Source organism: Scytonema sp. HK-05, from assembly GCF_963872035.1.
Classification (GTDB): Bacteria; Cyanobacteriota; Cyanobacteriia; order Cyanobacteriales; family Nostocaceae; genus Kalymmatonema.
Genome location: NZ_CAWMYC010000144.1, coordinates 1 through 23,492 on the forward strand (window position 1 = coordinate 1; position 23,492 = coordinate 23,492).

20 protein-coding genes and 1 pseudogene are annotated in these 23,492 nt (G+C 42.3%); 10 read left to right on the forward strand and 11 right to left on the reverse strand.

Annotation, left to right across the window (positions count from 1 at the left end):
• Positions 1-196: 196 nt before the first annotated feature.
• The 3 genes from pyrR to AACT52_RS32690 all read right to left on the reverse strand — a co-directional run bounded on the left by pyrR (position 197) and on the right by AACT52_RS32690 (position 2,328).
• The gene (gene pyrR / locus AACT52_RS32680; protein ID WP_073634776.1) at positions 197-745 is read right to left on the reverse strand and encodes a bifunctional pyr operon transcriptional regulator/uracil phosphoribosyltransferase PyrR; all 549 of its coding nucleotides are present in this window, start codon (positions 743-745) and stop codon (positions 197-199) included.
• A gap of 145 nt (positions 746-890) precedes the next feature.
• A complete protein-coding gene (gene cbiB / locus AACT52_RS32685; RefSeq protein ID WP_073634777.1) occupies positions 891-1,850 on the reverse strand; it encodes an adenosylcobinamide-phosphate synthase CbiB in 960 nt (319 codons plus the stop codon).
• A gap of 34 nt (positions 1,851-1,884) precedes the next feature.
• On the reverse strand, positions 1,885-2,328 hold the full coding sequence (locus AACT52_RS32690) for an Rrf2 family transcriptional regulator (protein WP_073634778.1): 444 nt from the start codon (positions 2,326-2,328) through the stop codon (positions 1,885-1,887).
• A gap of 31 nt (positions 2,329-2,359) precedes the next feature.
• Here AACT52_RS32690 and AACT52_RS32695 point away from each other — a divergent pair, with 31 nt between their 5' ends.
• Positions 2,360-2,488 (forward strand): hypothetical protein, encoded by a 129-nt coding sequence (locus tag AACT52_RS32695; RefSeq protein ID WP_272937128.1) that lies wholly within the window; start codon positions 2,360-2,362, stop codon positions 2,486-2,488.
• 489 nt (positions 2,489-2,977) lie between these two features.
• Positions 2,978-3,391, forward strand: a complete 414-nt coding sequence (locus AACT52_RS32700; RefSeq protein WP_041038740.1) for an AbrB family transcriptional regulator — start codon at positions 2,978-2,980, stop codon at positions 3,389-3,391.
• 209 nt (positions 3,392-3,600) lie between these two features.
• Here the strand turns inward: AACT52_RS32700 and AACT52_RS32705 are convergent, their stop codons facing one another.
• Positions 3,601-5,541 (reverse strand): chloride channel protein, encoded by a 1,941-nt coding sequence (locus tag AACT52_RS32705; protein ID WP_073634779.1) that lies wholly within the window; start codon positions 5,539-5,541, stop codon positions 3,601-3,603.
• A 948-nt stretch (positions 5,542-6,489) separates the two neighbouring features.
• On the opposite strand from AACT52_RS32705, the gene AACT52_RS32710 reads away from it, so the two are divergent.
• Positions 6,490-6,858 (forward strand): hypothetical protein, encoded by a 369-nt coding sequence (locus AACT52_RS32710; RefSeq protein ID WP_073634781.1) that lies wholly within the window; start codon positions 6,490-6,492, stop codon positions 6,856-6,858.
• Between the two features lie 86 nt (positions 6,859-6,944).
• Here the strand turns inward: AACT52_RS32710 and AACT52_RS32715 are convergent, their stop codons facing one another.
• The 3 genes from AACT52_RS32715 to AACT52_RS32725 form a co-directional block, all read right to left on the reverse strand.
• Positions 6,945-8,558 (reverse strand): ArnT family glycosyltransferase, encoded by a 1,614-nt coding sequence (locus tag AACT52_RS32715; RefSeq protein ID WP_073634782.1) that lies wholly within the window; start codon positions 8,556-8,558, stop codon positions 6,945-6,947.
• A gap of 1,237 nt (positions 8,559-9,795) precedes the next feature.
• Complete coding sequence (locus tag AACT52_RS32720; protein ID WP_083630689.1) at positions 9,796-10,800, reverse strand: hypothetical protein; 1,005 nt, start codon at positions 10,798-10,800, stop codon at positions 9,796-9,798.
• Between the two features lie 541 nt (positions 10,801-11,341).
• Entirely contained in the window at positions 11,342-12,640 is a 1,299-nt protein-coding gene (locus AACT52_RS32725) for a recombinase family protein (RefSeq protein ID WP_073634783.1), read from the reverse strand.
• A 277-nt stretch (positions 12,641-12,917) separates the two neighbouring features.
• On the opposite strand from AACT52_RS32725, the gene AACT52_RS32730 reads away from it, so the two are divergent.
• Positions 12,918-14,138 (forward strand): RNA-guided endonuclease InsQ/TnpB family protein, encoded by a 1,221-nt coding sequence (locus AACT52_RS32730; protein WP_073634784.1) that lies wholly within the window; start codon positions 12,918-12,920, stop codon positions 14,136-14,138.
• Here AACT52_RS32730 and AACT52_RS32735 read toward each other — a convergent pair.
• The gene (locus AACT52_RS32735) at positions 14,121-14,525 is read right to left on the reverse strand and encodes a VOC family protein (protein WP_073634811.1); all 405 of its coding nucleotides are present in this window, start codon (positions 14,523-14,525) and stop codon (positions 14,121-14,123) included. The genes AACT52_RS32730 and AACT52_RS32735 overlap by 18 nt on opposite strands.
• Before the next feature lie 232 nt (positions 14,526-14,757).
• Between AACT52_RS32735 and AACT52_RS32740 the strand changes: the two genes are divergently transcribed.
• The gene (locus tag AACT52_RS32740; RefSeq protein ID WP_073634785.1) at positions 14,758-14,979 is read left to right on the forward strand and encodes a hypothetical protein; all 222 of its coding nucleotides are present in this window, start codon (positions 14,758-14,760) and stop codon (positions 14,977-14,979) included.
• Positions 14,980-14,981: 2 nt separating this feature from the next.
• On the opposite strand, the gene AACT52_RS32745 is transcribed toward AACT52_RS32740, so the two are convergent.
• Complete coding sequence (locus AACT52_RS32745; RefSeq protein WP_073634786.1) at positions 14,982-15,263, reverse strand: DUF7219 family protein; 282 nt, start codon at positions 15,261-15,263, stop codon at positions 14,982-14,984.
• Between the two features lie 355 nt (positions 15,264-15,618).
• On the opposite strand from AACT52_RS32745, the gene AACT52_RS32750 reads away from it, so the two are divergent.
• The 3 genes from AACT52_RS32750 to AACT52_RS32760 all read left to right on the forward strand — a co-directional run bounded on the left by AACT52_RS32750 (position 15,619) and on the right by AACT52_RS32760 (position 17,573).
• Positions 15,619-15,795: a hypothetical protein gene (locus AACT52_RS32750; protein ID WP_158054869.1), complete on the forward strand. Its 177-nt coding sequence runs from the start codon at positions 15,619-15,621 to the stop codon at positions 15,793-15,795.
• 398 nt (positions 15,796-16,193) lie between these two features.
• Complete coding sequence (locus tag AACT52_RS32755) at positions 16,194-16,445, forward strand: hypothetical protein (RefSeq protein WP_073634787.1); 252 nt, start codon at positions 16,194-16,196, stop codon at positions 16,443-16,445.
• A gap of 213 nt (positions 16,446-16,658) precedes the next feature.
• Complete coding sequence (locus AACT52_RS32760; RefSeq protein ID WP_073634788.1) at positions 16,659-17,573, forward strand: aspartoacylase; 915 nt, start codon at positions 16,659-16,661, stop codon at positions 17,571-17,573.
• 149 nt (positions 17,574-17,722) lie between these two features.
• On the opposite strand, the gene AACT52_RS32765 is transcribed toward AACT52_RS32760, so the two are convergent.
• On the reverse strand, positions 17,723-18,361 hold the full coding sequence (locus AACT52_RS32765; RefSeq protein WP_073634812.1) for a histidine phosphatase family protein: 639 nt from the start codon (positions 18,359-18,361) through the stop codon (positions 17,723-17,725).
• A gap of 208 nt (positions 18,362-18,569) precedes the next feature.
• On the opposite strand from AACT52_RS32765, the gene AACT52_RS32770 reads away from it, so the two are divergent.
• Positions 18,570-19,970 (forward strand): carotenoid oxygenase family protein, encoded by a 1,401-nt coding sequence (locus tag AACT52_RS32770; protein ID WP_073634789.1) that lies wholly within the window; start codon positions 18,570-18,572, stop codon positions 19,968-19,970.
• A gap of 363 nt (positions 19,971-20,333) precedes the next feature.
• Here the strand turns inward: AACT52_RS32770 and AACT52_RS32775 are convergent.
• Positions 20,334-20,447 (reverse strand): annotated as a pseudogene (locus AACT52_RS32775) (IS4 family transposase); the annotation flags it as partial.
• Positions 20,448-21,371: 924 nt separating this feature from the next.
• Here AACT52_RS32775 and AACT52_RS32780 point away from each other — a divergent pair.
• The gene (locus tag AACT52_RS32780) at positions 21,372-23,456 is read left to right on the forward strand and encodes an adenylate/guanylate cyclase domain-containing protein (protein ID WP_233154136.1); all 2,085 of its coding nucleotides are present in this window, start codon (positions 21,372-21,374) and stop codon (positions 23,454-23,456) included.
• Positions 23,457-23,492 lie beyond the last annotated feature (36 nt).

Below are 23,492 nucleotides of genomic sequence, written 5' to 3' on the forward strand. Positions count from 1 at the left end.
CAGTATTCAAGCCAACATCTATCACTGGTCAGTTATTTTTGCCAGCCTGCACTAGCCCGGTAATGCGGTGAAAAAAATGCGGGAGATGAGGAAGATGAGGGAGATGAGGGAGATGAGGAAGATAAAAAACTCACCTGTGGTCAATACTCGCTTCGTCTACCCTTATCCTCCTGATATCCCTTATGCCTAGTTTGCACTAATCCTCAATCAACTCAACAGCATCTCGTCCATCCCAATTATGTAAATGAACTTTGACAATTTCTTCTTTGGCGGTGGGCAACTGTTTCCCAACAAAATCTGGATGAATTGGCAACTCACGATGACCTCTATCTACCAGCACGGCTAAACGAATCACTTCTGGTCTGCCATACTCGTTCACAGCATTCAAAGCAGCACGAACTGTGCGTCCTTTGTAAATGACATCATCGACAAGCACAACAGTTTTCCCTGTCAAATCAAAAGGGATGTCGGTTTTTGCAGGAGTCCGCAACCCAATTTGGTCGAGGTCATCACGATAAAATGTGATATCCAAGGCTCCCATTGCTATAGGTATACCTTCAAGCGTTTCTATCTGACGCGCCAGTAACTGGGCTAGAGGCACACCTCGGGTATAAACACCTATTAGTACCAGTTGGGACAAATCACGCGTTTTTTCTACGATTTGAGAGGCAAGACGATTCACAGTACGACGGAGTTCTTCTGGTGAGAGAATCTCAACCACTTTGGTTTTGACAGACACAGTCATAGACCGATACCCTGAATAATGTAAACCATAGTTAAATCGGGAATAAGGAGAGTAGGCAGAGTAGGCACAGAAATGACTCCTTTATCCTCCTCATTTTCCTTATCTTTTTCATCTTCCCAATTCCCTACTTCCATGATGACTTGTTTCAGGCAAGTAGTAATAGAGGTATAGCAATCCCTAACCAGAGAAAAAAGCAATATCGAGTTAGTTGCAAAGCTTGATCAATGCAAGTTGGGGTGATAGGATGTGTCGCGTTTCCCAGCAGTGGTTTCTGTTTTGCTACCCCACGATACCAATTTGTACCTCCCACCTGCACACCCAAAATAGCAGCATAAGCGCACTCACTCCAGCCAGAGTTAGGACTTGGGTCAGTAACAGCATCTCGACGGCAAATTCGCCAAACGTGCCAAGGTTTGCCCGACAACAGTGCCAGAGTGATCACGGTTAACCGACAAGGAATCCAAGTCAAACAATCTTCCAACCGCGCACTAAACCATCCTAAATATGTATAGGGCTTTTCACGGTAGCCTACCATTGAATCCAAAGTACTGCTAGCTTTGTATGCTAAAGCTAGGGGAGTTGGACCGATAACAGGAATAAACGCACCAAGAATTGCATAAAAAAGAGGAGCCATAACTCCATCGGTGGCATTTTCTGTTACTGTTTCTAGAACGGCTCGTAAAATTTCTGGTTCTGATAAATTTTCTGTATCTCGCCCAACGTAGTTACTTAAAGTAGAACGGGCATCTAAAAGATGTCCTGCTGTTAATGGTTGTAAAACTGTTTGGGCGGCTAGTCTCAAACTTCTAAGAGCAAAACAACTAGCTAAGAGAATAATTTCTAATGTTACTCCCAAAAACGGATGCACCAATCTGGCACTTTGAATGAGTAGGTAGCCGATAAAGCCGCTACCAATTATTAGGATAATGCCTAACGCAATTCCAGCTAAGCGCTGTGTTAGGGAATTATGACAATATGTGAGAGCAAATTTGCTAAAGCGAGAAATGACCCACCCCATAACTTGCACTGGATGAAGCCAACCCCACGGATCGCCAATTAAGTAATCTAAAGTGGCAGCAATGATCAAGACAACAGCAGAGGTCATGTGTCTTAAGCTAATAATGACTAATGACTAATGACTAAACAATAAAACTTGCTTCTTCCCCAAGAGAAGCTTGCCAACTACGAGCATCGTAATAAAGATCTGCCAAGGTAATACTGTATAAAGCTTCTTTAAGCTTTTGGTGCAGCCTCTGCCAAAGGCTAAATGTTACCCAATCTTCTGCTTGTGTTGGGGAAGCTTGGTGATGGGGTAAAGGTTCAATACTTTCTCCAACTGCTTCTAATATTTCTCCTAGAGAGATTTCTGCAGGTTTTCGTGCCAGCTGATATCCGCCGATGCTACCGCGAATTGATTTGACTAACCCAGCACGACGCATTTCTATTAGCAGTTTTTCTAGGTAAGGAGCTGGAATATCTTGACGAGAGGCTATTGCCTTGGTGGACGCAGGACCGTACTCTGGCTGTAAACTCAAATCGAGCAACGCTTTCACACTGTAGTGTCCTCTAGTTGTTAGTTTCATTTTGCTCCCGCTTTGTCTTTTGTAATGACAAATGACCCTTTGGCTATCTCCTCCGGAGACACTGCGCTTTGGCGGAGCCTGCGCTTTGCGCTTACACCAGTCGCCGTGGCAGTTGGAAACACTCCTTGGCTGCGCTGGCTCACAAATGACAAATGATTAAGGATCAGTTTTGCTTATCATTTTGTATGCCAATGATCAAATTCAGCAAGTAGGTAACGTTTTTAGGTATGCTTTATGAAACTTAAACAAATAAAGTGTACCAGTCACCACCAAGCCAGAAGTGCCAAGTATGAAGTACCCAGTCAGATGAATTTGAGGGATTCAAATTCATCTGACTGCGCTGTTTGATTTTCTCCACGGTTCCATTGAGGACTTGTTTTCTCTTACTTCATGCATCATCCTTTATCATTCATCCTTTTTTTGGTCATTCATGTTCGTTACAAACTATAGTTATCACCATTGCCTGTCTTCTTTAAAATATATTCTATTGGCAATATTGCTAATCCGAGTCAAAATTCTGCTCTCTGGGTGTAATATACTTGCCAATAACACGCCTATAAAAAATAAATGATGGCGTTCGCACTTGCATAACCTCAGCTAAAATAAAATCGATTCATTGTATTCGACCATTCGTTTTTGAATTAAGTTGATGGCTAAACTGAAAAAAATTGAACCCCTAGTCGGTGAAGATCTGCTCAAAAAAGTCAAAGAGCTAGAAAACCTAAGCAAAGAAGAAAAAGCCAAACAGTGTGGCTACTACACCGTAACCAAAAACGGTATAGAGCGCGTCAACATGATGAAATTTTTAAATGCTCTCATTGATGCTGAGGGCATTCAGTTAGACAGCGCTCCTAGTGCAAATGGGCGGGGTGGACGCAGTGCAAGCTATAGAATTAGCGTGCAGTCAAATGGTAACTTACTGATAGGTTCAGCGTATACCAAACAAATGAACCTCAAACCAGGAGATGAGTTTATCATTACTTTAGGCAAAAAGCACATTCGTTTGAGACAAATAGACTCAGACGAAAGAGAAGATGCTGAGCTAGCGGAAGCTGCTGTGTAGAAAGTCATTAGTCATTAGTCATTAGTCATTAGTTATTAGTCATGAGACTGCTTTGGTTATTGACTAATGACTTTTGACTGCTGGCTATTGCAAAATGCTTACACCTGTTTTGCAAGCCATTAAACAAGAGTGCACTCACTTTTGCACTCAATCTTATTGCTTGTGAGGGAAGAACACAGAACACAGAACCCAGAACACAGGAGAAATTCTCAATTCTGAATTTTGAGTTCTGAGTTCTGACTACTTTCCTTGTGGATAGATGACTTTGGCAAGAAGTCCATTGGTAAATAGTGGCGAATTGCCCTGCGCGTCACAGCTATGTTGCAGGTTAAGGCAATTTGCTCCCTTTCTAGTAAACCTAAAATATGTTCTTGGTTGTCTCGCGCGACGACTGGTAACTGATGCAAACCTCTAAGTGCCATCCGATCTAAAGCCTCAGCTAGAGGTTCATCTTGGAATGCATAAAGAATATCACTGGTACAAACGTCCATCAGTGTTTGATTGGGTATATTAGCTTGGATTTCACTTGACGAATTTGGGTATTTTTCTTTAAGAGAAAGGGCGCGGTTGATATCTTCTAAAGAAACGATACCGATTAATCGTCCTGCTTCATCAATAACTAAAGCACTGCGGCAAAGATTTGCTGTCATTTCCAAAGCTGCTTCTATCACCTTCATGGTTGCTGGCAGCTTTTTCGGAGCAGAGTACATGGCATCTTCTACCAAGATTTGCTGCAAAATTTCAGCTTGCTCGTCTTTCAACTCAGAAAGACCGATTTGTTGTAGGTTTGAATTAGAGTTAGAAGTTGGCTTGATTCGTTCTATGAGCCAAACACTCAAACCTACCGCTGTCATCAACGGTAAAACAATCCGGTAGTCCCGTGTTAATTCAAATAGCAACAAAATTGCTGTTAATGGAGCTCTAACACTTGCAGCTAAAACTGCTGCCATTCCTACCATTGCGTAAGCTGGAGGTGCTGCCATAAACTCTGTGAACGCAGGTGCTATGCCCGCCAAAATTTTTGCATATGCTGATCCAAAAGAAGCACCTAAAAACATGGCTGGTGCAAATACACCACCAACAAAACCACTACCAGCACTGATAGCAGTCATAAATAGCTTCACGAAGAGCAGCACAAGCAACAAGTGTAAAGAAAACTTTACATCTTGAAGCATCGCTTCCACAGTTCCATACCCGATGCCCAAAATTTGGGGGAAGAATAAAGCAACAATCCCAACGATAGTTCCGCCAATAATTGGATGAATAGGCTCTGGTATTTGACCTAACCATTGTAAATAAGGTATTTGCCCTTTAAAACAGGCTTTCGCTAAACGAATCAATTGAGTATAAGCCAGAGACACTAAACTTGCTCCCAAACCCAAGCCCACATAAAGCGGTAATTCCAGAAGACTGCGGACTTGGTAAACGGGTAAGGCAAAGGCAGGCTGTGCGCCCAAACCAATTTGAGCAATTAATGCCGCGACGACCGCTGCAAGCAGCACCACACTCACCGCAGAAGTGGCAAAGGATGTAGCACCTAACACCACCTCTAAGGCAAAGAAAACTCCGGCGATGGGGGCATTAAATCCAGCAGCCAAACCAGCAGCAGCACCAGCAGCTAAAAGTAACCGCCGTCGTTCTTGAGAGACTTGTAAAACAACAGACAGCAGTGTACCAAAATTTGCGCCAATTTCTACACTTGGTCCCTCTGGTCCTAAAGAAGCACCACTCCCCAAAGACACTGATGCTGCCAGCATCTTGGTAACTGGTCGTAATGGTCGCTTGATCTCTCCTCCTTGAGAAGCAGCGATTAGAGATGAAAGTTCTGGACCAAAGTCTTGGGTGCGCCAGCGCATCAGCCCGACGATTAATCCACCAAGGATGGGCACACAGGCTAGAGTCCAAGCGCCCCAACCACCAATCGCACCCATAAAATTTTCCAGCATCAGGTGGTGAATCAGCTCGATCAAGTAGTGAAAAGTAACCACACCCATTCCACTGCCACCGCCTATAAGGACGGCTAAAAGCAGCACAACGGTTTCTGGGGATGGTTGAAAACGGTTAAGCAGATGGGTCAATCGGGCGGAAGGAGTGCTAAAAGCAGGTTGTTCCAACACCTTCCTCAGTTCAGTTGCAGGCACAAGCGTCATTGACTGGAGGATTAAATCTAATAAAAAATTTAAATTTTTATGTCTTACATTTCATTGTGAGTGATCATTTAGCAACCAGACAAGTGCATTGCATATGCTAGCTTTACAAAGCTTTGGTAAAAATATTCCCATTGCTCACAATTTTTGTAGGGACAATGCTTAAATGGGAAAGAATTGATGGTTAATGGTCTTTATTGAGCAGTCATCTAGAGTAGCGAGGAGCCCATTGAAGGTTAAAGAGTGTAGACGCCCGTTCGTCAGGTTGCCGGAGGTGATGATCAAGTATGAACCCAAGGCAAAAGTACATATACGCCTTGAGGGTGAATTCCCGGTAGGTGGTATGAACTATATACTGAAGTATGGAGTCATTCATCCTTTATCCTTTCTTGGTTATTCTCACAAAAATCTAGCTATACTCGTGTTGCAACCATTGAGCCATGCTTGTAGCACAGGCTGTTGCCTGTCTAAACATGAACACTGTATGCGTCAGGGTTCTCTAGTTGAGAAGCAACCCCATGCCTAAAAGCATAGGGTCTGCGTTTCGCTCTACCTGACCAGCCTAAGTCCTTAACTGGACTACGTTCAAGAGGAGTGTTAAAGTCTCACCTACGAATGCTTGCCAGTTTGTAGCTCTGAAACCTCACATATTAAACAGCCTTACGGAGAATAAAGCAGTGTATGTAGGAAAGTACCGCTCTTGAACTTTGGCGCTTGCTAACTTTACCCGAAAGGGGTTTCCCGGCAACGGGAGTTTACGGATAAGTCTTACGGGCTACCTTTCCCGTCGGCTTCATCCCTATAAATAATAATTTAAGGGCTTCCGCCCTTCGATATCGGTGATTCATGGCTGATTTCAGACTACACCGGTAATCTACATGGGTGCCCTCTTTGGAAATTCTCTGTAGCTATTGAGATAGAGCAAGTAAGTGGACTAGGCGGACGAGGTAGATGAATACACACACCTTTGATAATCATTATGTGACTTGCCCAATTTGCCAAAGAAATGCTACACCAAAGCCAGTAAAGGCGTGCATTGGGTTGTTTACCTGTCCGTATTGTCAGGAAAGGTTAGTCGTTTGTCAAAGCGGTCATTACGTCCGCGATCCGGTAACCTACAAACAGATAATAATATCGTCGGCACTCCGTCGTCAAAGCCGACCTTTAGCTAGGATTCTACGGGATTTCGTCATCCTCAAGCGCCCTGTAGTCGCTCTGGTTGTAGGAGGTGCTATTGTCTTAAGTATGATTGGTATAACCCAACAAGCTACAGATTACGACGATTATCCAAGCTTGCCAAAAATAGAGAAGCAACGTTAAGAATTGGAAATTGGGAATTGTTAGTGATTAGTTGTTGGTTGTTTACCTAACCACTAACTACTAACTGATTCCTTCTATGTGTAGAATTACTTAGTTTTTTTTGTAACTAGTGACCAATCCAAAGCATGGTCAAGTAACTTCACCGACTCCAGGTTAAGGTTTTTGAGTGCAGGTTCATCAAGCAGGAAGTACGGTTGTCCGTCAGATAGCCAAGAATGCTGTAGTTCAGTCAAAGAAGCGGGAACAATGGTGCGATCGCTATAAAAATCCAACGACGGACGATGGTAGTGAAAAGACGTGTAAATCTTGGTTACTGTTGGGTTTGCCCGGTGGATCATCTCTGCAACTGGTTTGACTGGATAAGCTTCGTTGAGTTCCCAAACCCAGTAATGAGATTTCATCAACAACAGTAGCGAAACATAACTACCCCAAAATAGAACTTTGAGGAATTGCCCGTCACCTCGCTGTGCCAAAACAGCGGCTAAACCCATTGTCGTCGCTACTGCTGCAAAAATCAGTTGTAAGTCAGATTTTGCTGTACTGACTAAACTGTAGTAAATGCTTCCAGCAGTTGCCACTATAGACAGGAATGCAAAAGATACTACCAAAGAGCGAGGATAAGATGACAGTAAGGGCATTTTTTCGATTTCTGCAACCTTGGCACCACAAGCTAAGGCTATGCCTGGGTAAATTGGGAATACATACCAAGGAAGTTTGGTTCCCATTAAGGAAATAGCAACCAGATAAACCAAACACCACACCAGCACAAGTTTTGCCCAACTCAGGTTGCGATTTTCCCAACACAGGCGCATTCCTGACGGCAAAAAAATCAACCAGGGCCATGTGTATTTGAGAATCTCCAGCAGATAATACCACACTGGTCCAGAATGACCCTCAACTGAATTCCAAACACGGCTAACCGATTGATCCATCATGCCGATTTTGGTAAAGGTAAAGCCATAGTGAATCCACTGAGCACCATACCAAAAAGTAACAGGTGTAATGCCAAGCAGCATTCCTGTCCACATATATCGACTGGTGAGGAGTCGCGGTGTGTCCCAAAACAGAAAAACAAGGGCGATCGCACCCAACAATAAGCCCAATATCCCCTTAGTCAGGCAAATCAATCCAAAACCGATGCCAACACCAAGGCAGTAACGTAAATTGCGGCGCGATCGCAACAAACACAATATCATAACCATGAAAAAACACACCGCTGCTCCATCCAACATTGCTAACCGCCCGTGACGCACCACGGGTAGCATTGTCAGGTAAATCAACGAGCTGTAAATTGCTGCCCAACGTTGGCGAAATATTTCTCGTCCAATGTAATACAGTAAAGGCACACAGATAGCTGTGAGCATTGCTCCGGGTAAGCGTGTTGTCCACTCATGCACTCCCCCCAAAGAGTAAGCCCAAGCAATCAGCAAGTGTATGAGCGGTGGCTTATTGTAATATGGTTCACCCCCTAGCGTCGGATACAGCCAATGCATTGAACCAGCTGGGGCACGCCATATTTCTCGTGCAACTTGTGCCACAGTACCTTCATCCCAATCTCGCAGCGGCAATTCTCCAAGATTGATGGTAAAGAGTAAAACTGCTGCCAAAAGCAGCACTATCACCCATACCCAATCAATCCATTTATCAACCGTGCGATACTGTTTTTCTAGACGACCCCAAATAAAGCTTCCTTCTTGCATATTCGGTGGATATTTGTTCTGCTAGCTGGTTCGATTAAACTCCAGACGCTCTGGAGTCTCGAATGTTGCCACTTGTAACAAGGAATCTTTTAAACAATCCCTTCATTTTAAATTAACTTACATTTTCTCGTAAAGGAATAATTTTTTTTCACATATTTTTCCTCTTTTTTTGCTCAAACTGCTAAAACTATTACTTATTAAAATCTTCAATTAAGTTACCACAGGATAAGATTTTCATGAATCTAGCTAATATCTTACATGTATAGCAATCCTAAATGATAAGCCCTTGGGCAGCCGTAGGCTATGTGAAATTCTCTGTTGTCTCTTTTCTTGGTGTTCTAGCCTGCCTCACCGCTGCTTTGTCTAAGCGTCTTAACAGTTAATAATTCTCATACAGCACATTCCAAGTAAATGAAGTACAATGCTCTTGTCTCAAAGCCAGACCAAAGCCCTTTTTACTTCTGACGAATGACGAATGACGACTGAATTCCTGCTTTAAGAAGAACACAGAATGTAGAACGCAGAACACAGTTGGGTCCCCACAAATAAAATATGTTCTATTTGGCAAGGAAAGAATTCTTTTTTTATCTATGAAGAAATATATATCCATGAAGAAATATAGCAATTTGGTTTTATTTTTGAAAAAATCTAAGTATCTTTCGGGTGGGCAATGCTCACCAAAACCGAGATATAACCCAGATAGGTAGGCATTGCCCACCCTACGTGTCTTTCAAAAATAAAATAGGAATTCTATACATATTTCCTTATACCAATACTCTCCACCCAGTTGTAGAGAACTTATACTGAAGGGCGCATGCGCGTTTTTTATTTTGAGTTCTGACAACTGTGTTCTGAGTTCTTTTTTTGGTAAATCAGATAGGACTGCTATAGTACTTTGGTTAATATTTATTTAAGCTTAATTTTATTCTTAAAAATAACTTAATCAAGACTAGAAAATTTTAAAACACAACGATTAGCGGAAATAAAAAAATCAGTCAATTGCAACAGTCGTCCACTCCAGATGAAATTTCTCGTACATTCATCAATAAAAATTCGAGTTATTTTAAACAATGAGAACAAGAATCTAGCCAAGTCGTTAATAGTTTTAAATGCGACAAAATTCTCTTAGAGAAAAGTAGGGTCTGTTAATCTGTAATGCACTATTGTTATGCGGTGCTTCGTAGTGCAAATTGAGTAGGGAATTCTTCAATAGCATAAAATGGGATTTTTGAGACAGTTAGAAACATCTTTTTAGTGCCGATGGTTCTACCAAATCGTTATGGTTTCCATAATCCTTTAGGGCAAATTGTATTTGTAACATCAAACGGTCTTTACGAGTTGGTATCATTGCCTTATGAAAACAAAAAGTATCTTCTGCGAATCCAAAACCAGCTTCTCCACAGATAGGTAGTACATTTTCAGCACCATAATAGTCAGCAATCTCTTCATCGGAACTTCGTCTAAAAAATGACAGCAGATGAGCAAGCTTCTTCTTTTTGTGGCTGCCACGAACACAAACGTGAGCACCACTATATACATCTACATCTGTCAGGTAAAAGAAAAATTTTAAAAATTGATAGTCATCAAGGTCGTAATGAAAAAAATAAGCTCCTTCTCTGGTACTTCCTTGTAATGAAAGAAACCTCATTTTCTCTAAAAGAAGGTGCTGCTCTTGTTCTTTCAGCGAAAACAACCACCAAAGACGACTTCCGGTATGCACGGGAGTACCGCCTAAATATTTAGCGGCAATCTCCAATAACTTTGGGTCACTTCCAAGTTTTTTGATAGCTGGACAAAGCAAATTACTATTGAAATAGTCACCACGTTTAAAAGTTCTCCCACACTTAGATTCTGCTTTTTCTTTTTCAGTGTAATAAAAGCCAAGGTGGTGTTCGCCATCACCATAACAATTTGTAGTGCTTGCAAATTGTAGTATTTCTTGTAGAATGCTTTGCGGCAAATTCAGCCCAAGGGAAAAACTATCTTTTTTCAAAGATTCAACGACATCATCTACTTCAATATCAAATAAAGAACGTGTTGCCTGATTTATTTCAATTCTCTGGGGTTGAACAAAGAAGCTTTTCAAAAGCGGCACAGCCTTAAATCGACTCATTATAACCATCAAAAACCATTCCGGATTTTCTAGCCGTTTCTTTAAGTATTGATAAGTGATGAAAAAATATTTTGCCCAAAAATTTTGGGAAACTAAAGTAGCCGCGATATTTATTTCATTATTTACCATTGCGATCTCCTGATAACTGACATCTTGCACCAATCTTAAAAAGCAGATTTTTACACAAAAAGAAAAACCTAGAAACAAAGGGTGCAGAGAAAAATTAAGTATAACTCATGAACCATGTTTTTCATCAGCATTTACACTTAATTAGTCTACAGTATTTTGTATTTTATACAAGCCTTAATATCAAAAATCAAAAAATTAGATAAGTCATATGAAATCTATTTGTTTACTTATCGTATCCGCGAAACTTTACCCCTACCCCTGTCCTTACAAAGGAGGGGTAGCGCAACCTCCGTGAGGTATGGATTATAGCGATTTACAACCCGTTGTAAAATACACCAAAGAAATAATGAACCACAGATAGACACAGATGGACACAGATGAAACAGATAAAACAGATAAATAATTACTTCATTTAAATGAGAAGCGCTATAGTAAGTACCAGATTTGATATCACCACTAAAAAAGGTGGTTTCTTCAAGTCAGCAGCTAACCCTGGCTACATATTGAGTTAAAGCCTGTCGTTCAAGTTCGTTTTAAAATTTTAAAAAATAAAAATAACTCGCAATTCCCACTCTTTATCCTGACGAATAATCTCAATTTGCCTAATAAATTCTCGAAAGTAAAATCGTCGCTCTGCTTCAGACAAGTCTAACCAAAATTGCGGAATGGAAACAGCTTGGGCAACAGAACGCAAATTAACTGGTGGTAAAGTTGCTAGTTTTGCTTGGAGTGCAGACATTTCTGTGCGGATTTTGTATGCTCTTAACTTTGCTGTTTCCACATCCAACACTCCAGTTTCCAACAAAGAGGGTAACTGATTGAGTACCTCTTGCTGGCGGGAAATAGCTTCATTTAAGCTATTTTTGACTGCATCCAACTGAGGGAAATTCATAAGCGCCACAGCAAGGGGTAAGTCACGGCAAACCGTTTGGATTGTCTGTTCTAAAACTTCTTGATAGGGAAGGGCGCGACACTTGGGGTGTTTGGGGCAGCTAATAGGACGTAAATAAAGATACTCTTTCTCTTGCTTGCGCATAGTCACACGAGTCACGCTCATGTGAGATTGGCACTCGTTACAGACAACCAACCCAGCCAGAGAACGCGGTGCGCTAGCTGTCCGAGGTGGTAAACGCCTGTTGCGGCGCAACAGTCTATCAACTTGGGCAGCTTCTTCCCTGGTAATAATAGGAGCATGAGTATTGGAAATGATTTCTCCGTTTTGATAAGCTGTATCACCGCGATAGACGGGATTTGTCAACCAACGACGTCCGGTGGTGACAGAAATTTTCTTGCCGTATTTTTTCACTAGGTGACGGACAGATCCTCGCAGAGAACCATAGAGTAAGAAGTGTTCAAAAAAATCTTTGACGACTGGGGAAGTCGTGCGATCGATGATATATTTTCCTTTGCCTCGACGGTAGCCGTAGGGCGCTTTACCAGGTGGTGGTGCAGCATCCAAACGGTTACGGGCATGTCCTTGGCGGATGCGGCGGCTACGTTGTTGATGCTGAATTTCGTACAGTAATTTCAGCAATTCGGCGCGGAGGTTGGGACTATCTTGGGAAGAATTGTAGTCTTGCTCAACAGCAATGAGTGTTATTCCCATGACTTCCAGTTCTGCAAGGCGCGAACTCACTTCCTCTAGAGTATCCCCCAATTCTTCTAAGCGGCGGATGAGGAGACAATTTGGTGGTTCGGTTTTACAGTCGTTGAATAATTTTTGTAGTTGAGAGCGTTTGCCTAAGTCTTGGTAAATACCGTCTAACTCCCATTCCCAAGTTGTGGGATCAGGAGTGGGTTCTAGTAGGGGATCGCTGTAGGTGTAGGCGAAGATTTTCATTAACGAACCGCCAAGACGCGAAGAACGCAAAGGTAAGATTTGAGAGGAGTGTAACGCACTTGTTTTGGAATTTGAACCGCAAGAGGCAATAAAGAAAGCAGAGTTAGGAAAAAATTTATCTTTCTACCTCATCTGCCTCATCTGGGCTTCTCATTGCTGACCGGAAATAATGGGATACAAGCCCCGCCCTTTAACGATAGTGGAGGGCGGCTTTTTCTTTGTTCTAAAAATTATGAATAAATGCAGCAGCGTTTGTTCATTATGTTATAGTAACTCCATGAGTATAACAGTAAACTACGAGTACAAACTTAAACCAACAGCGCAACAAGTTAAGACTTTCGAGGCATGGTTATCCGTGTGCAAGAAGGTCTACAACTTTGCTTTGCGAGAACGTAAGGATTGGGTCAATTCTCGCAAGTCTGCTGTTAATGCTTGTAGTCTAGTTTCCGAATATATACTTCCAGCGGATGCATCGCGACCAACCTATTACAGTCAATGTAAATCTTTAACGGCAGCGAAGAAAAATATCGAGGAACTCACAGAGCCACATATTCACGTTTTGCAGCAGACTTTAAGACAATTAGAAGCTGCTTTCGTATCAATGTGGGAACGTGGACATGGCTTTCCTAGATTCAAAAAGAAAATGCGCTCTTTTGTCTATCCAGATGTTAAACAGAGTGCTGTTGAATCAGGAAGAGTCAAGCTACCAAAGATTGGTTGGGTAAAGATGAAAATGTCTCGTCCACTGCCTCTTGGCTTTATCTTCAAGCAGATTAGGGTAGTCAAGAGAGCAAGTGGCTATTTTGTTATGCTCACTTATCAACTAGGTGTACAAGTACCTGATGTGCCATTCTCAGGACACCCGCTAGGAGTAGATATCGGACTAGACAAATACTTGGCTACTTCAGATGGGGAATTAGTTTCTAGACCGCGATTTTTTAACGCACTTCACCGCAAGTTGAAATTACTGCAACGAAGACTAAAGCACAAGAAAAAAGGTTCTAGTAATTGGCTAAAACTCCAGAGGAAAATAGCTAGAGTTCATCAAAGAATTAATGATACCCGAAAAGATTGGCATTTCAAATTAGCCCATCGTTTATGCGATAATGCCGGAGCAATATTTGTTGAAGACATCAACTTTAAAGCTTGGGCAAAAGGGCTATTTGGAAAGCACACACTTGATGCTGCCTACGGACAATTTTTCAATATTTTGTCTTATATCTGTTGGAAGCGCGATGTCTTTTTTCTTAAAGTCAATAAAGACTACACAAGTCAAATTTGTCCTAACTGCGGTACGCATACAGGCAAAAAAGACTTGAGTGAAAGAATCCATCGCTGCAATGTGTGTAACTACACCACCTATAGGGATGTCGCCGCAGCACAAGTAATTAGAAATCGTGGTGTCCTCGCTGTCGGACAGCCAGTGGGGTTGCAAATTGCTTCTGGAGGAGTTCTGTCGGGGGCTAGTAGCAATGCTAGTCTAGATAAGATCCCGTGAGAGAAGAATCCTCATGCCTTCAGGCTGAGGAGTGTCAATCAGTTCTATAACATTGCCATCTGGGTCTTTGGTGAAGAGGGCTGGGCGTCCGGAGGCGCTGGGTTGAATAAGGCAATTATGATCTAGGAGTTGTTGTTTGGCTGCGTCTAAGTCAGCAACGCACAAGGCGATGTGGGGGTTGCGTCCCCATTTTTCGTTTTGGTCTTCGGTAGGAACTCGAACGGCGGCTATCAGGTGAATTTGATAGTTTCCAACTTGATACCAAGCGCCAGGGTATTTCAGGGAGCGTTGTATTTTCGGCAATCCTAGCACCTTTCCATAGAAATGTTCGGCGCGTTCTAGGTCAGTGACAAGAATGGCTGTGTGGAGACACTGAGTAATCTGCATTGGTCTTGGTTCGTTGGGTATGATATCAATATCATGCACCTGCATTGACAAAGCTAGGAAAGAAATTTCCACTTCTTGTTAGCGAAAGTCCTGTTCAAAGGACAAGGACAAAGCTTTTGAGTCCATTCTAAATCCGTCCATGAGAAAATAGACGCGTTTTTGGCTAAGATTAAGAGCAGGTTATAAATTACCTCGGATTTCACTTACGTAGTTTCATTCTTGAAAGTTTCGGTTGAGGAGCGCTATTGACCCCAAAGTAGGAGACAAAGTTTTAATTCTTCGTCCAGCATACGTAGCTGGAAAAGTTGGAGTTATTTGTGGTCGAGAACTACTCTCTAGTGGTCAGTCTAGCGATCGCTGGTTGATTCGAGTAGATTCTAAAAATGATTCTGAAAGTATAGTGGTATCGCTAACTCCAAAAGAGTTTGAAGTACTCCTATTGGACTCTGATTAAGCTTAAGTTGCATCCGGTGGTGGCTCTGGTTCGTTTGGCGGCTCATCGCCAATCCCTAGTTCCTTTTTGCTACGTTTTAACTGTTTCCAGAGCGCCTTAATTTGCTCATAGGCTTGTTCAGGAGAGATTTTTCCAGAAGTTTCTAAATTGGTGATATAGCCAACTTTTTGAGCAAATTCTTGCAGATTGGCGTTAAACAACAGGTTTTGTGGCTTAACTTGACCGTAATAGCGACTATGAGGGTACAAAAAGCTGTCTTTGTCTCCCTGATCTGGCTGGCTCATAACTCACCCCTAATAAAGAATTTTTTGTTAAAGATATTTAATCTAACCTTAATTAAAGTATGTTTTTTTACAAAAAATTTTCAAAATTACGTATAATTGTCATCAAAGCATATTTTACCAAAATTTTTGGTAAAAATAACTTCTTAGACATTTGAAAGGTCATATATGAGGCAGGGTTCGTGCCATGAAATGCATACTTCGTACAACTTTTGCCTCTGGTAACACGAAACGTAACACTACCTCTTGTTGACAGAGAATTTGAGCATACGGAACTATTTATTGTTAACTTTAATTTAATTTTAACTTATAGTTAATTTTTAGTAAGCAGCCCGATTTACCGTAGTTTAAGTAGCTTATGGTCAACACTCACGATCGCACTAGCGTTTTGCTGCTGCTTTTCGGTGGTGTGATGCTACTTCTGTATGGTGTGCGGTTAACTAGCTCAAGTTTAACTTTTCGCCGTAATTCCCCATCCGTCAACGGGCGTGGGGATGTAAGGCTATGTTTGCTGAAAGTCTGGCGAAATTTGTAGCGAGTCAAGCCTAGTTTATCAGCACATCTGAGCGGATGTAGGGAGGGAACCTCATAAAAATTTGATTTGTATACATGATTACTTACAAACTTAACTTTAATTCATTCCTTTTGTACTGCAAGCTTAAGCTTAATTCATCCCTAAGGTGAAAACGATGCGCCTGTTAACAACGGTAAAGTCTGAAATACAACACTAACATCAAATCTTGAGTCTAAGAATAAAGTAAAAAGTTTTTTCTTAAAATTATTGCAAGGTTCTTTTGGAATGAGAATAACACCATATTATTTGTATACATCTGTCTAGAGGCGTTATGCCTTTTTTGTGTCAAATGCGGAGTATGCGCCGCTTGGCTAAAGCGGTTTACAGGTGCGCTTGAAAACAGCAACTCAGGAGGAATTATGAGAGAACTTAGTGAGAACGTTTCACCCTACGGTGACACTTTTGTTACCCATCGAAAATACAAAATTTTTTATAACTACCATAAAAAACATAATGAATGGTTTTTCATTGTGTATGGCACTAATAAAGCAGTACGGTATGGCTATCCCTGCCTTGGTAGTGACTGGCACAAAACCAAAGAGAAAGGAATCGACTGGGCGAAAGCATTAATTGATCATGTTCTCGAAACGCCGAAAGCTCAAAAAAAATAGAGGTTCAAACTAAATCTTTTAAATTTAATCTATAGCAGTCCTATTTGATTTGTGAGAAATGGAGGACCTAGAGGAGGAGACTTGTGTGCGGGGGTTCCCTCCATTGTAGAAAGTGTCCGTGAGAAGAAGGTCAATCAGCAGCAGGTAACTGGCAATCTGGAGGTGTTTAGTGCCTACCATCAATTTCCGTGTTACCTTGTAAGGAGTTATCATATGAACCAAATCAATCGGGTTGCGATCGTTGGCGGAACCCACGGAAATGAGTTCACAGGAACATACCTGATTAAAAAATTTGACCAGTTTCCCCATCAGATTCAGCGCTCTAGCTTTGAAACTTTGACGTTATTAGCCAATCCCAAAGCCTTTGAGGAAAAGAGGCGCTACATTGACAAGGACTTGAATCGTTGCTTCAAAAGTCAAGATCTGCTCGATCCAACACTCTGTGGCTATGAACAGATGAGGGCAAAAGCGATCGACCAAATACTCGGACCGAAAGGCAAATCCCAAGTGGATGTGATTTTGGATTTGCATACCACAACTGCAAACATGGGGTTGAGTATCATGCTGGAGAACCAGCATCCCTTCAGTCTGCGATTAGCTGCGTATCTAAGCTCGATGAATCCCTTGATAAAGATTTGTTCGACACCACCCGACCAAGAAAGCGCCCTTCTGAGATCCCTATGCGAATTAGGTTTTGTCATTGAAGTGGGTCCTGTGGCTCAGGGTGTCTTGAATGCAGACTTGTTTGCGAAAACGGAGAAACTGGTTTCTGTCATCTTGGACTACATAGAAGGATACAACAAAGGTTCAGTTCCACAGACTAACAGCACACTCACCTTGTATGAATATGTGGGAACTCTCGATTACCCCAGAAATGAGAAGGGAGAGATTCAGGCGATGATTCACCAACAGCTTCAGTTTAGGGACTATGAGCCTCTCAATCCAGGTGATCCAATTTTCCTAACCTTTGATGGTAAGGAGATTGCTTATGAAGGAGAATCAACAGTCTATCCAGTTTTCATTAACGAAGCAGCTTACTACGAGAAAGGCATCGCCATGTGTTTAACCAAGAAACAACAGGTACTATTGAGAGATTCAGGCGTTGGTAATCAAACAAAAACGTTCTGAGTCGCTCTCCATTGTTGCAATAGCATGCGTACTTGCCTCTACGCGGTATCTTGATGATTGGCGTTACAGTGTTGAGAGCAGAAAGCCCATCCCCTTTCAGGGGTGGGGACGCCTCTTGTGGGGCAGGCAAGATGCCTGCAATATCTCACTTAAGTTCCTGGTAAATTACGCAACCGCTCATTAAAATGAGTACGGTCAGCCAACGCCTTGAGTAGAGGACCATGTGAGCCAAATTCTACAATACTTACAGACCCTACTGGGCATCCCAATCGGTAGCGAAAGCGTCCCACATCAATTCCCAACAAACTGCATAGCATAATCCTGATGGTTGCTTTGTGGGAAACAATTAAAACATTCCCACTACTGTAAAGTTGCTTGATTTCTTCAATCACCTGCGTAGCACGAGATGCGATCGCAATTGCCATTTCCCCACCCGTAGGCGCATACCAAGCCGGATCTGCCAACCAGCGAATATAATCATCATGAAATTCCAGGTTCACCGTCTCTGGTGTTTTGCCTTCCCATTTGCCATAGTTGATTTCCTTCAAGCCATCCCGGAGTTCTGGTTGCATCCCGATTGCTTCATACAAAGGTTTTGCTGTGGCGATCGTTCGCTTCATTGGACTGCAAAAAATTGCACTCCAGGGGGTAGAACTGTATGCAGCAGCAAAAGCCTTAGCCATCTCCAAACCATCTGGCGTAAGTTCTGGATCTATCGAACCACAGAAGAAATTATTACGGCTGTATTGTGTCTGTCCATGACGGAGGAAATAAAGAGTTAGACTCATATCAATTAGGATTTTTGATTGGTCACTAGTCATTGTAGAGACGCGCTAGAGATGAAAGCGTCTGTACATCAGTCTCCCACGCCCGTCGCGCTTGTACTCCCATGTACTATTCCTAGTTCAAATTCCTGTAATTGTTATCTATAGTAAGGGCTATGGCTAATATAACGAAGTGCCGATAATATAGTCATTTCAGCTTCGGACAGGAATCATGGCAACAACAAAAGTCAATCCTTATCTCGATGGTAACTTTGCGCCAGTGCGTGAAGAAAGCACCGTTAACACTCTGGAAGTCATAGGTGAACTACCTCCCGACTTATCAGGAATGTTCGTGCGCAATGGTCCTAATCCGCAATGGACACCCATCGGAAAGTATCATTGGTTTGATGGCGATGGGATGTTGCATGGGGTACGAATTAGCAACGGCAAAGCTACCTATCGCAATCGGTATGTGCGGACAAAAGCTTGGAAAATCGAGAACGAAGTAAGTAAAGCTGTTTGGACTGGCTTACTAGAACCGCCCCAAAAAAACAGTCTTCCTAAACCAATGAAGAATCCGGCTAACACAGCTCTTGTATGGCATGCAGGTCAACTCTTAGCGCTGTGGGAGGGGGGTGCACCTCACGCAATTAGGGTTCCTGAGTTAAAGACTATTGGTGAATATACCTACAATGGCAAGCTCATTTCGGCGGTGACTGCTCATCCCAAGGTAGACCCAGTGACGGGTGAGATGATGTTCTTCGGTTACGGTTTCGCACCACCATACGTGCAATACAGCGTGGTTTCACCAGAAGGCGAACTTTTGCAGACGGAACCTATTGATATACCAATGGCGGTGATGATGCACGATTTTGCCATCACTGAAGACTACACAATTTTTATGGATTTGCCGCTGACTTTCAGTAAGGAAAGGATGAAACGGGGCGAACCAATGATGAAGTTTGAGCGCGACAAACCCAGTCGCTTTGGTATTGTTCCCCGTTACGGTAATAACAGTAACATTCGCTGGTTTGAGAGCCCCGCTTGCTATATCTTCCACACTCTCAATGCCTACGAAGAAGGAGACGAGGTCGTGCTGATTGCTTGTCGCATGAATTCTACCACTGTCTTGGATGTGCCGCAAGACACACACATCGATTCGCAAGCAGATATCCCCCGCCTGCATCGTTGGCGGTTTAACGTGAAAACGGGCAAAGTCAGCGAAGAGATGCTGGATGATATCGCCTCTGAATTTCCCCGTATCAATGAAAATCTGTTAGGGCAAAAAACCCGATACGGATACACTGCCAAAGCGGCGAAAGGTTCCATGCCTTTGTTCGAGGGTATCATCAAGTACGACCTCAGCGCTGGCAAGTCCGAAACTCATGCATTTGGAAGAGGGCGCTATGGCGGTGAAGCTGTATTTGTACCGCGTCCTGGTGCTAAGGATGAAGATGATGGCTGGCTGGTGACTTTCGTTTACGATACTGTAGAGGAGACTTCTGAACTCGTAGTCGTGAATGCTCAGGATATCACAGGTGAACCAGTAGCGCGGGTGTTAATTCCCCAGCGAGTACCATATGGGTTCCACGGTGCTTGGGTTTCTGAGGAACAGTTGAAAGCTTCTGTTTAGATTTATACTCAACTGCCTTCACGCGTATCACCTCACCCCCATCCCCTCTCCAAGGCATCGGCTATGCATTGCCCGGATCTTTCTTAACATTGCTGTAAGTTTGACAACACAATAATAGTCGATATTGGTAAAATTAAACGCCTTGACAGAAAAGCAAAAACGTGTTTAAGGGGAGATTGTCACAGGCTCGCCTCCTAAAGCAACGAGCTAAGTCGCGATCGCGACACGCTGCGCGATGCCTAGTGGGTACGGCCACGGCTACCGCCGTATGCGCAAAGCGCACGCCTTACGGCTAACGCGAAGCGTCTCCGGAGGAGATACGGCACGCTTTGTGCTTACGCTAACGTTAACACTAAAAGCTGATGGGGAATCACACTCGAGTAGTTTCCAGGTTAAGGCGATATCATGTAATCGTCGTAAACCTCTCCAAATGGTCTTGACTCCGGGTTCTCCATCAGATTTTCTGCCCAAGAAACCCCTGGACTGAGGAAAGCTCACTCTTGACCTGCAACTGACCTATCTACTCATAGAAAACCCCCTGGGAGCTTGGTTGCGGTAAACCATGACAAAACAGGACAACATCCCCCACAAGTACAATTACGGCACCCACAGATATCTGTGATGGGGGCAAAAAAGGCAGTAATTCTTAATTAACAAAAAGAACTCAGAACTCAGGAGTCAGAAGTCAGAATGAACTTCTGTACGACTGGGTGACTCCAGAAAGGGGTTTAAATAACGACAGTTAACACGGTGTCTACAATTGGTTAGGTGCTGCACCGATTCAATTGATTCTGAGTTCTGCGTTCTGACCTATGTGTTCTTCTTCAATAGTCCTTATTGACAGAAAAACCCGCCTTTAAAGCCAAGGAAGTCCTGTTTTGGAGAGGATTAATGTAGCGGCGGTCGTGTTTGAGTAATTTTCGTGAAACCCTGAGACAGGTAATTATAGTGATTTTTGAAAAAGGTAAATCCTTCACAAGAGATATTTTTAAATAAACATTTATGAGTGAATATATATTTAGTGGTACAAATTGTCGATAACAGCAGTCAAACCCTAAAATCATGTTCACGAGTTCTGAAAAATCGCAGATGTTCTGAATTTAGAGTCATCAACACCAATCTAATTCATCGTTTGCCAATAGGTAATTATTGACCGAAGAGCCAGGAGAGCAGGGGGCAGACGAGCAGGGGCGAAAGAGTTAAACCTAAGTTTTCCTGAATTTATAGGAATTGAAGATATCCTTAAATCTATAAAGGAGAGCAACAAATATTTAGATTCAAAGCAATTGGACGAGATTCTGGAAACCAATGCTATTTATATTTTTATCTATATTATTAAAGACTTCAGGGGAAAAATCTGACAAGAGATGAATGGTTATTTTTGAGAATGTAGCAAAAAAGATGATTTTAAAGCAAAGATTATCTCAGAGAATAAATGATGCGAAGTTACTATATAGTGTTTTAGCAGCATATAAAAACTACATCGAAAAAGTTATTAGCTCAATGGCAGATGCCTTACTAATAACGACTAAGTTAGGCGAAATAAAGAAAGTCAATACTGCAGCATTAGAATTATTTGGTTATAGTGAAGAAGAATTAATAAATCAACCGATTGATTTAATATTTGAACAGAATAAAATTTGGGAACCAGCTTTCCAACAGGTTTCTTTATATAAAAAAAGTTTTCAAAAGAGAGAAATTGTTTGTTGCAAGAAAACAAAAGAAAAAATACTGATTGCTTTTTCTTGTTTAGTTATTAAGAAAAAAATAGATGGGTTAGAAGATATTGTATACATTGGTCGAGATATTACCGCCAGACAGCGCAGACAACAACGTAACAATGCACAATATGCTATAACCCGTATCTTATCAAAGTCTCAAAGTGTTAAGCAGGCGATTCCGAAGATTATACAAGCAATTTGTGAAAACCTGGCATGGGATTTAGGAGAACTTTGGACATCAAATCAATATATAGAAGCATCGGTGCAGCGATGCAGTGTCAATCCAGTTCTCAGGTGTGTGGAAATTTGGTCGAGTCGAACACTTGCTGCGCAAGAGTTCAAAGCAATCACTTGGCAAACGACTTATACCCCTAGTGTAGGGTTACCTGGTCAAATTTGGGTGACGCGATCGCCCGTTTGGATGAGTCATATATCACATCATACTAATCATACTAATATTGAGCGATTGGGCAAGGAACAGGGCGCTGACGGGCGATGCTTCAACGAAGCCGCCTCAGAGAGGCGATCGCAAGCCGCTGTTGAAGCGGGATTGCATACAGCATTTGGCTTTCCCATCTTGGCTGACAATGAAATGTTAGGCGTGATGATTTTCTTGAGCCGGGATGTACAATCAAAAGATGCAGACCTGCTGCAAATGATGGTTTCTATAGGTAGCCAAATTGCTCAATTTATCAAACGCAAACAAGCAGAGTCAGCGCTACTGGAAAGCGAAGAACGGTATCGAGATTTGTTTGAAAACGCTAACGACTTGATTCAGTCTGTGACTCCCTATGGTCGTTTGGAATATGTTAATCGAGCGTGGCTTAAAACTTTAGGATATACTCAAGCTGAAATTCACAAGATAAATTTGTTTGACATCATCCATCCCGATTTTCAAGAAGAATCTCGGGAACTATTTTGTCGCGTGATGTCAGGGGAAAAACTCGAACAACTGACAACTGTATTCGTTTCTAAAGATGGTCAAAAAATCTTTGTCGAAGGGAATATTAATTGTAAATTTGTAGAAGGAAAACCAGTTGCCACTCGCGGCATTTTTCGTAACATCACTGACTCCATTGTAGCAGAGGAAGCACTACGCCATCAACAGCAAGAAACCGAACGCGTTTTGTTGGATATTTTACCAGAAGCAATCTTCAACCGCCAGAAAGAAGAAGCAGGTACAATTGCAGAAGACTTTGCTAATGTCACAGTTCTGTTTGCAGATATTGTAGGTCTTACTGAAATCGCCTCTCAAATAACAGCGGTTCAATTAGTCAACATACTCAACAAAATTTTTTCAGTTTTCGACCAACTTACCGAGCGATATGGTTTGGAGAAGATTAAGACTACCGGTGATGCTTATATGGTAGTTGGTGGTCTGCCTAGGGGATACCCAAACCACGCCCAAGCGATCGCCCTTGAGGACACTGGCACCTTTGCGATCGCCCAGATGGCGTTAGATATGCAAACAGCGATCGCCCAGTTCAATACTGAAAATAACAAAAACTTTAGCATCCGTATCGGCATTCATAGCGGTCCGGTGGCGGCGGAAGCCATTAGCATGAAAAAGTTTACCTACGACCTCTGGGGAGACACAGTAAAAATTGCCAGCTGTATGCAATCTCAGGGCTTGGCTGGCAAAATTCAAGTCACAGAAATTACCTACAAATGTTTACGTGATGAATTCCTATTTGAAAAACGTGGTGAAATCGAAATCAAAGGCAAAGGGAAGATGACGACTTATGTGTTAGTCAGTCGCAAGTGATGAGGAGAATATTGCTCCCTTATCTCCCTTATCTCC

Excerpts from the sequence above, each read along its gene's own strand:
- pyrR (WP_073634776.1), bottom strand. The coding sequence starts at position 745 with ATGACTGTGTCTGTCAAAACCAAAGTGGTTGAGATTCTCTCACCAGAA.
- cbiB (WP_073634777.1), bottom strand. The coding sequence starts at position 1,850 with ATGACCTCTGCTGTTGTCTTGATCATTGCTGCCACTTTAGATTACTTA.
- AACT52_RS32690 (WP_073634778.1), bottom strand. The coding sequence starts at position 2,328 with ATGAAACTAACAACTAGAGGACACTACAGTGTGAAAGCGTTGCTCGAT.
- AACT52_RS32695 (WP_272937128.1), top strand. The coding sequence starts at position 2,360 with ATGACCCTTTGGCTATCTCCTCCGGAGACACTGCGCTTTGGCGGAGCC.
- AACT52_RS32700 (WP_041038740.1), top strand. The coding sequence starts at position 2,978 with ATGGCTAAACTGAAAAAAATTGAACCCCTAGTCGGTGAAGATCTGCTC.
- AACT52_RS32705 (WP_073634779.1), bottom strand. The coding sequence starts at position 5,541 with ATGACGCTTGTGCCTGCAACTGAACTGAGGAAGGTGTTGGAACAACCT.
- AACT52_RS32710 (WP_073634781.1), top strand. The coding sequence starts at position 6,490 with ATGAATACACACACCTTTGATAATCATTATGTGACTTGCCCAATTTGC.
- AACT52_RS32715 (WP_073634782.1), bottom strand. The coding sequence starts at position 8,558 with ATGCAAGAAGGAAGCTTTATTTGGGGTCGTCTAGAAAAACAGTATCGC.
- AACT52_RS32720 (WP_083630689.1), bottom strand. The coding sequence starts at position 10,800 with ATGGTAAATAATGAAATAAATATCGCGGCTACTTTAGTTTCCCAAAAT.
- AACT52_RS32725 (WP_073634783.1), bottom strand. The coding sequence starts at position 12,640 with ATGAAAATCTTCGCCTACACCTACAGCGATCCCCTACTAGAACCCACT.
- AACT52_RS32730 (WP_073634784.1), top strand. The coding sequence starts at position 12,918 with ATGAGTATAACAGTAAACTACGAGTACAAACTTAAACCAACAGCGCAA.
- AACT52_RS32735 (WP_073634811.1), bottom strand. The coding sequence starts at position 14,525 with ATGCAGATTACTCAGTGTCTCCACACAGCCATTCTTGTCACTGACCTA.
- AACT52_RS32745 (WP_073634786.1), bottom strand. The coding sequence starts at position 15,263 with ATGAGCCAGCCAGATCAGGGAGACAAAGACAGCTTTTTGTACCCTCAT.
- AACT52_RS32750 (WP_158054869.1), top strand. The coding sequence starts at position 15,619 with ATGGTCAACACTCACGATCGCACTAGCGTTTTGCTGCTGCTTTTCGGT.
- AACT52_RS32755 (WP_073634787.1), top strand. The coding sequence starts at position 16,194 with ATGAGAGAACTTAGTGAGAACGTTTCACCCTACGGTGACACTTTTGTT.
- AACT52_RS32760 (WP_073634788.1), top strand. The coding sequence starts at position 16,659 with ATGAACCAAATCAATCGGGTTGCGATCGTTGGCGGAACCCACGGAAAT.
- AACT52_RS32765 (WP_073634812.1), bottom strand. The coding sequence starts at position 18,361 with ATGAGTCTAACTCTTTATTTCCTCCGTCATGGACAGACACAATACAGC.
- AACT52_RS32770 (WP_073634789.1), top strand. The coding sequence starts at position 18,570 with ATGGCAACAACAAAAGTCAATCCTTATCTCGATGGTAACTTTGCGCCA.
- AACT52_RS32780 (WP_233154136.1), top strand. The coding sequence starts at position 21,372 with ATGATTTTAAAGCAAAGATTATCTCAGAGAATAAATGATGCGAAGTTA.